General features: G+C 65.8%; 7 protein-coding genes (1 of these 7 only partly in view). 3 read left to right on the top strand and 4 right to left on the bottom strand.

The window, feature by feature from the left end; translation table 11 throughout:
- Window positions 1-6: 6 nt before the first annotated feature.
- The 3 genes from ACNHKD_RS08460 to ACNHKD_RS08470 form a co-directional block, all read right to left on the bottom strand.
- Window positions 7-564, bottom strand: coding sequence for an aminotransferase class I/II-fold pyridoxal phosphate-dependent enzyme (locus tag ACNHKD_RS08460; RefSeq protein WP_442756615.1), 558 nt, complete (start codon window positions 562-564; stop codon window positions 7-9).
- 118 nt (window positions 565-682) lie between these two features.
- Window positions 683-1,795 (bottom strand): helix-turn-helix transcriptional regulator, encoded by a 1,113-nt coding sequence (locus ACNHKD_RS08465; RefSeq protein ID WP_442756616.1) that lies wholly within the window; start codon window positions 1,793-1,795, stop codon window positions 683-685.
- A 24-nt stretch (window positions 1,796-1,819) separates the two neighbouring features.
- On the bottom strand, window positions 1,820-2,935 hold the full coding sequence (locus ACNHKD_RS08470; protein ID WP_442756617.1) for a helix-turn-helix transcriptional regulator: 1,116 nt from the start codon (window positions 2,933-2,935) through the stop codon (window positions 1,820-1,822).
- Between the two features lie 139 nt (window positions 2,936-3,074).
- Here ACNHKD_RS08470 and gluQRS point away from each other — a divergent pair, with 139 nt between their 5' ends.
- The 3 genes from gluQRS (at window position 3,075) to ACNHKD_RS08485 (ending at window position 4,764) form a co-directional block, all read left to right on the top strand.
- Complete coding sequence (gene gluQRS, locus ACNHKD_RS08475; protein WP_442756618.1) at window positions 3,075-3,947, top strand: tRNA glutamyl-Q(34) synthetase GluQRS; 873 nt, start codon at window positions 3,075-3,077, stop codon at window positions 3,945-3,947.
- 253 nt (window positions 3,948-4,200) lie between these two features.
- Complete coding sequence (locus tag ACNHKD_RS08480) at window positions 4,201-4,473, top strand: phosphopantetheine-binding protein (RefSeq protein WP_442756619.1); 273 nt, start codon at window positions 4,201-4,203, stop codon at window positions 4,471-4,473.
- A 30-nt stretch (window positions 4,474-4,503) separates the two neighbouring features.
- Window positions 4,504-4,764 carry a phosphopantetheine-binding protein gene (locus ACNHKD_RS08485; protein WP_442756620.1) on the top strand — a complete coding sequence of 87 codons (261 nt, stop codon included), beginning with the start codon at window positions 4,504-4,506 and terminating at the stop codon, window positions 4,762-4,764.
- Between the two features lie 4 nt (window positions 4,765-4,768).
- Here ACNHKD_RS08485 and ACNHKD_RS08490 read toward each other — a convergent pair whose 3' ends face one another.
- On the bottom strand, window positions 4,769-6,639 hold the 3' portion of the coding sequence (locus ACNHKD_RS08490) for a peptidoglycan DD-metalloendopeptidase family protein (RefSeq protein ID WP_442756621.1). Its footprint extends 190 nt past the window's final position; the window shows 1,871 of its 2,061 coding nt (coding positions 191-2,061); the start codon falls outside the window, past its right edge; it ends in the stop codon at window positions 4,769-4,771.

The raw sequence follows: 6,639 nt of genomic DNA on the forward strand, positions 1-6,639 counted from the left end.
TCGGCGTCAGGTTACCGCGTTAACGAGATCCACGGGCGCCAGTTGCGCTTTCGTCGAGCGCAACGCCGAGGCCAGGCCATCTGCGATGAGCGCGATCGAATCCGGGTCATGCTGAGGCGTGAGCTGGATTCGGAACCGAGCCGCGCCCCGGCGCACCGCGGGGAATTCGACGCAGTTTACGACGACGCCGTTTTCCAGGAGATGTTTGTAGCCGAGCCTCGCCGCCGCGTCCGATCCGGTCAATACGATCGTCATTGCCGAAGGCCGCCCGATGGTCGCGACGTCGTTTTCGGCCAGCGCGTTGCGGAGAAACATCGTGTTCGCCAACAGCTTTTCGCGCAGCGCATCGCCTTCCTCGGAGAAGACGATGTCGAGCGCGGCGTCGATGGCGCCGAGCTGCGAAGGCAGCAGATAGTTCGAGAAAGTATATGATCCCGAGAAGCCTTGAACGGCGCGCTTCGAGGCAAGACAATTTGTCGAGAGAAAACCTCCGATCGAGGCGAAAGTTTTCGAGAACGAGCCGATCACGTAATCGATGTCGGAATAGGAGGCCGTTTCCGTCAACAAACCTCTGCCCTTCGGCCCCAGGCAGCCGAAATCGGAATAAAAATTCTGCTTCCCTCAAATGGAGGATAGAGTCGAAAAACGCGCCTTTCGCAAAGGCTTTCCGCGCGCCGATGCGTTATTCGGCTTCTTTCGGCGGCCCGAGCGGAATTCTCGGCTGCGCCGCGAGCAGTGCGGCGAGCTGGGGCTGGCGGCTCGATCCCGTCTTGGCGAAGACCGATTTCATTTGGGTGCGGATGGTCGCCACCGTCACATTCTGCCGCGTGGCGATCTGGTCGGGCGTGAGCCCTTCTGCGACGCCGCTCGCCACGCGCGCTTCGGCGGGAGTGAGGTCGAAGAGGCCCTGCATAAGCGTGGCGCCTGGCGCGGAAGGCGCGGCGAGCGGCGTCAGCGCCAGAACGCCGAAACCCCCGTCGAAAAGATCGCGCGCCTCGCCGGTCGCGGGGATAAGATGCGCCACTACCGGATCGCCTGCCATCCCTTTCGCGGGAAACGATCGAACGGATTTCGCCGCCGGGCGGGAAATATCCGCGATGGCGGCTTGCAGCAGGGCGTCGGCGCCGGGATCGAAAAAGGCGAGACGATCCTTTGGCAGCCATTTTACATATGACGCCATCGCTTCAATGAGCGCATTCGCGGCCAGCACTTTGCCGCGCGCATCGAGAATCGCGGCAGGCAACCCGATCAGGGCCAGCGCCTCTGCGGCGGCGCGCAGCCGCTCCAGCCGCCAGCGCGCCGCGAGCAGGCCCGCGCGCGCGAGATGTGGCCGAAAAGCGTCGAGACGGGAGATGTCGTCGCAGTCGAAGCGAGGCTGGCCTCTGCGCCGATTTACTTGAACGACCACCAGATCGCCCGTTGGCGCGGGGATGGCGGTTACCGCCGCATGATGGAGACCGGCGCGCGTTCCCCAGTCGGTCATCATCGAATCCGCGAGATATTCTTCTTCGTTGGAAAACGCCTCTAGCGCATCGATAAAGCCCCCACGGTTGAGGGCAAGGAGGCGGCTGGTGGACTGGCTGCGCGTTGCTGCGGCCCCCCGAAGATAGGCTTCGGCTCCGGGCGCCATCGCATCGGAATAACGCCAGCCGAGCCAGGCGTCGGCCCGACGGGTAAGGATGATCCCGCCGGCCGCGTCCGCCGACCGACCGAGATCGTGCATGACCTGCGGCCACAGACCCGGATCGGCGGCTGCTTCATAAATTTGATCGACGATGGACTCGAAGCTCATCATGGTCGCCGCTGTAGCATGAGGCCGTCAGAACGGCGGCTGGACGCCGACCGGCTGCAGCGGAAAATTCGGCTGCGCCGCAAGCAGGGCGACGATCTGGGATTGCCTGTTCGCGCCCGTCTTTGCGAATACCGATTTGACCTGGCTGCGAATGGTGCTCATCGTCACATTGTGGCGCTCGGCGATCTGATCGAGCGTCAATCCCTCGGCGAGGCTCCCCGCGACGCGCGCCTCGGTCGGCGTCAGGTCGAAAAGGCTTTGCACCAATGCGGCGTCCGGCGCGGCCGGCCGCGTGAGGGGCGTGACCGCCAGCACGCCCAGCCCGCCGCCGAACAGGTCTCGCGCATGGCCGGTGACGGGAACCAGATGCATCACCACCGGTCGATCTCCGGCGCCTCTTGAGGCGAAGGAGCGGACCGAGGCCGCAGCGGGACTGCGGAGATCGGCGATCGCGCGTCGCAGCATCGCGTCGGCGGCGGGCTCGACGAGCGCGATGCGGTCGCGGGGCATCCAGACATGATGCGAGGTCAATTCCTCGATCAGCCCATTGGCGGCCAGGACCCTGCCTTCCGCGTCGAGTATGGCGGCCGGAACGCCGAGAATGGCGAGCGCCTCGGTCGCCGAACGCAATCGCTCCAGCCGCCAGCGCGCCGCGAGCAGGCCGGCCCGCGCGAGATGCGGACGCAGCGCGTCGAGCCGCGCCAGTTCCGCGCGGCCGAAAGGCGGCTCGCCCTTGCGGCGCTTCACCTGAAACACGACGAGGTCGCCATTGGGAATCCGAATCGCCGTCGCCGTGCAATGATGGATGCCGATCGGCCCGCACCATTCCTGGATGACGGGATCCGAGCGGTATTCCTCTTCAGTGAACCCTTCCTGATCGGCGACGAAGCCGGCGCGGTTGAACGCCAGAAGACGGCCGGGAACCTGACTGCGGGCGAGGCCGCCGCCGCCGAAAAAGGCGTCGGCGCCGCGTTCCAGCGCTCCGGAGCAGCGCCAGCCGAGCCAGGCGTCGGCCCTCCGGGCGATGATGGCGCCGCCGGCGGCGTCCGCGACCTTGCCGATGTCATGCATGATCCGCGGCCAGCAATCGGGGTCGGCGGCGGCTTCATAGATATTGTCGACGAGGGATTCAAAATCTGGCATGGCGCAATCCGATCGCGGCAAAACCGCAGTTCGATTGCGACATATTGATGCAAGCGCGGCCCGCCGTCCACGCGCCGGCGAGATTTTGCGAGATTCGGCTTGTGCTTGACGGCGGAATGCGTCTGAGGATCCGTCAGCCATGGCTTTCCCAAAACACAGGGTCTTCCGCTTCGCGCCGTCGCCCAACGGCCATCTCCATCTCGGCCACGCTTATTCCGCGCTGCTGAATTTCGAACTCGCGCGTCGATGCGACGGGCGCTTTCTCCTGCGCATCGAGGACATCGACCTGGGCCGCGCGCGGCCGGAATTCGAAGCGGCGGTTTACGAAGATCTCGCCTGGCTGGGACTCGACTGGGAGGCGCCTGTGCGCCGCCAGTCCGAGCATTTCGACGATTACGCCCGCGCGCTGGAGCGGCTCGACGAGATGGGCCTTCTTTACGCCTGCGATTGCAGGCGCTCGGACGTCGCCCGTTTCGCCGCCGCCCAACCCGATTGGCCCCGCGACCCGGACGGGGCGCCGCTCTATCCGGGGATGTGCCGCATGAAGCCCCGCCGCGAGGCGCGGGACGTGCTGGCTCAGGGTGGAGTCGCGCTGCGACTCGACATGGCGAAGGCGGCGGCGATGGCGGGGGCGGGGCTGAGCTGGCGGGAATATCGTTCTTCCGGCGAGCGCGCCGAATTCGCAGTCATTCCCGCCGACCCGTCGCAATGGGGCGACGTCGTCCTCGCACGCAAGGACACGCCCGCGAGCTATCACGTCGCGGTGACCGTCGACGACGCCCTGCAGGGCGTTACAAACGTCGTGCGGGGACGAGATCTGTTTCACGCTACGAGCCTTCATCGCCTCTTGCAGCGGCTCCTGGATTTGCCCGAGCCGCGCTATCGGCATCACGGACTGGTGCGGGACGAGGGCGGGGAGAAGCTGGCGAAAAGCCGGGGCTCAGAGACGCTGCGCGCCTTGCGCGATGCGGGCGTGAGCGCTGCGGAGATTCGGCGGCGCCTGGGATTTTGAGGGCAGCGGCGACCCCTCCCTGTCCCTCCTCGCAAGATGGCTAGGGGAGCCACACACCTCCAGGAGGCGGTCATGGCCGGGACGAGCCAGGGCAAGCCCGTCCATGGCGGCGTTGGCGACTTTCGAAATGCGTGCATGCCGGTAGCCCACAAGGGGGAGAGGGACGCTCTTCGCGTGCGCGCCCGCACAGCGACTCAAACCCCGCGCCGCTACATTCCAGCCATCGGAATTCAAGAGCGGCACGGAGAAGAAAATGTTCAGCGCCATCCAGACCATCATCGACCGGGAGGTCGATCTCACTATCCCCGCGACCGATTTGACCCCGCGCGCCGATTTGTACGCCCTGGGCCTGACGTCCTTCGGCGCCATCCGCCTGCTGGTCGCGATCGAGCGGGCCTTCAAGGTCGAGCTGCCGCGCGAGATGCTGAAGCGCGAGACCGCGGCGTCGATCGCCGCGATTGTGACGGCCATTCAGGCCGCCAAACCCGCGCCGGCGCCGACCGTCGGGATGCGTCTGGCCGCGTAGGAAAATTCAAGCTCGACCGGGGAAGAAAAAATGTTCGCCGTCATTCAGCGCGCCATCGAGCAGGAGGCGCGGCTCGCCGTTCCGGCTTTGGATCTCACGCCCAGCGCCGATCTCTACAAGCTTGGACTGACGCCCTATTCGGCCGTGCGCGTGCTTCTCGCGCTGGAGCGCGAGTTCGGAGTCGAGCTGCCGCGGGCTCAGTTGAAGCGCGAAACCATGCAGTCGATCGAAGCCGTCGCGCGGGCGTTTCATCTCGCGATGACGCGGGCCGCCAGGCGCGACGCCGCGTAGATTGTTAGCGGCTCGCTGTCGGGGTCGCGCCCGCCGGAGCGCGCGCCACCTTGCTGCTGTTCGGCGCCTTCGCCATCAGCGTGTCGATCCGGTCGCGCTCCTTCTTGAACTCCATCAACATGCGGCCTTCGATTTCACGCGTGCGCGCCAGCTTCACGCGCATGGGGTCGACGAAATGACCGTTGACCATGACTTCGTAGTGAAGATGCGGGCCGGTCGAAAGGCCTGTCGAGCCGAGGAAACCCACGATTTGCCCCTGCTTGACGCGCACGCCTTCCGCAATGCCGCGCGCGAAGCCGGACATATGGTTGTATGTCGTGATATAACCGTTGGCGTGCTGGACCTCGACGCGTCGGCCGTAGCCGCCGTGCCATTCCGCCATGATGACCGTGCCGTTGCCCGCAGCGAGAATGGGCGTGCCGATGGGCGCCGCCCAGTCGACGCCCGTATGCATTTTGTAATAGCCGAGGATCGGGTGCCGGCGGTAGCCAAAGCCCGAACGCGTCTCGCCGATGGAGATCGGCTTCCGCACGAGAAACTTGCGGCTGGAGCGGCCGTTCTCGTCGTAATAGTCGACAAGGCCGTCGTCCGGCGTTTGAAAACGATAGTAGCGATAGGTCTCGTTGCGCGTCGTGAGCGACGCGTAGAGAAGCGAGTCGCGGCCCGGCCCCGAGCCGTCTTCCGGTTCGTCGTAGAAAACATCGAGAGAATCGCCGCCCGAGACGCCGCGTTGCAGGTCGACGTCGTTGGCGAAGACGCGCACGAGCTCGTTGGCGATGGGCTTCGGAATCTGCTGCTTCAGCGCGGTCTCGTAGAGCGAATCATAGAGCCGCATGGCGCCGGAATCGTCGTCCTCGCCATCGGCCGCAAAGTCGTCGATCTGCTGGACGCGCTTCGGCGACCGCCGGGAAGCCGCCGTCTGAGCCGTTGGCGCCTGCACGAATGCGCCTCTGTCCGTCGCCGCGACGATCGATTCAACCTCTTCGTCGTTGTACACCGACATGCGCGCAAGCTGCATGTTTTTGCCGGAGCCGTCGAAGTCGGCGAAGAGCAGCTTGATGCGCTGGCCTTCGCGCACCGGCTCGCGCTTGCCTCTATAGGCGGCCGCGACGGCGGCGATGCGGGATTTGGGCACGCCATTGGCGGCGAGAATGTCTTCAAGCCCCTCGCCATGGCGCGCGACGGCGAGCTTTTCCTCCATCTGCGTCGGCTGCGGCGTGTCGCGCGGCGCGATGGTCACGTTTTCGGGGACCATGCGCACTTCGATCGACGAAAACGGCGCTGTGAGCGACGTGCCGGGCGTCGCGTAAGCCAGAGCCTGGGGATCCATCGCCGCGGCTCGGCTCGTTCGGGACAGCAGCATCTGGCCGGGCAGGGGGAGAGTCGACGCCTTGGGGCCGGCCGCGAGTGAGCTCTTCACCTGCTCGAGCACCTGCGCCTGCGCTTCGTCGAAGGAAAGCTGGGCGCTTTGCGCCTGTATGTCGAGCGAGGAAAGGTCCTTGGTCACAAAGGAGACTTCCGCCTCGTCGAGCGCGATGTCCGATTCGCCGCTGTTTTCCGGCGCGCGCGGATCGCTCACCAGCTTGAGCGGATTGAAGGGCGGCACCTCATTGGCGAAACTCGTCGGCGCGAGCGTCAGCGTCGCGGCGACATGGGTGAAGGCGCGGGTGCGGACCACTTCCTTCTCGCCTGACTTTGACGTCGTCGCGGCGCGGAACGTCTGCTTGGCGGCGACGACGTCGACCGCGCGCATGAGGCGGTCTCCCTTTTTGGGGTTGACGACATTTCCCTCGGCCTCGATCTGGCGCGGCGCCTGCGCGCGCTGCGGGGCCTCGGCGAAGCGCGTCTGCTGGTCGAGCGCCGTATAGGCCGCGG

The organism is Methylocystis sp. JAN1, from assembly GCF_052186135.1.
Classification (GTDB): Bacteria; Pseudomonadota; Alphaproteobacteria; order Rhizobiales; family Beijerinckiaceae; genus Methylocystis.

Excerpts from the sequence above, each read along its gene's own strand:
- ACNHKD_RS08465 (WP_442756616.1), bottom strand. The coding sequence starts at position 1,795 with ATGATGAGCTTCGAGTCCATCGTCGATCAAATTTATGAAGCAGCCGCC.
- ACNHKD_RS08470 (WP_442756617.1), bottom strand. The coding sequence starts at position 2,935 with ATGCCAGATTTTGAATCCCTCGTCGACAATATCTATGAAGCCGCCGCC.
- gluQRS (WP_442756618.1), top strand. The coding sequence starts at position 3,075 with ATGGCTTTCCCAAAACACAGGGTCTTCCGCTTCGCGCCGTCGCCCAAC.
- ACNHKD_RS08480 (WP_442756619.1), top strand. The coding sequence starts at position 4,201 with ATGTTCAGCGCCATCCAGACCATCATCGACCGGGAGGTCGATCTCACT.
- ACNHKD_RS08485 (WP_442756620.1), top strand. The coding sequence starts at position 4,504 with ATGTTCGCCGTCATTCAGCGCGCCATCGAGCAGGAGGCGCGGCTCGCC.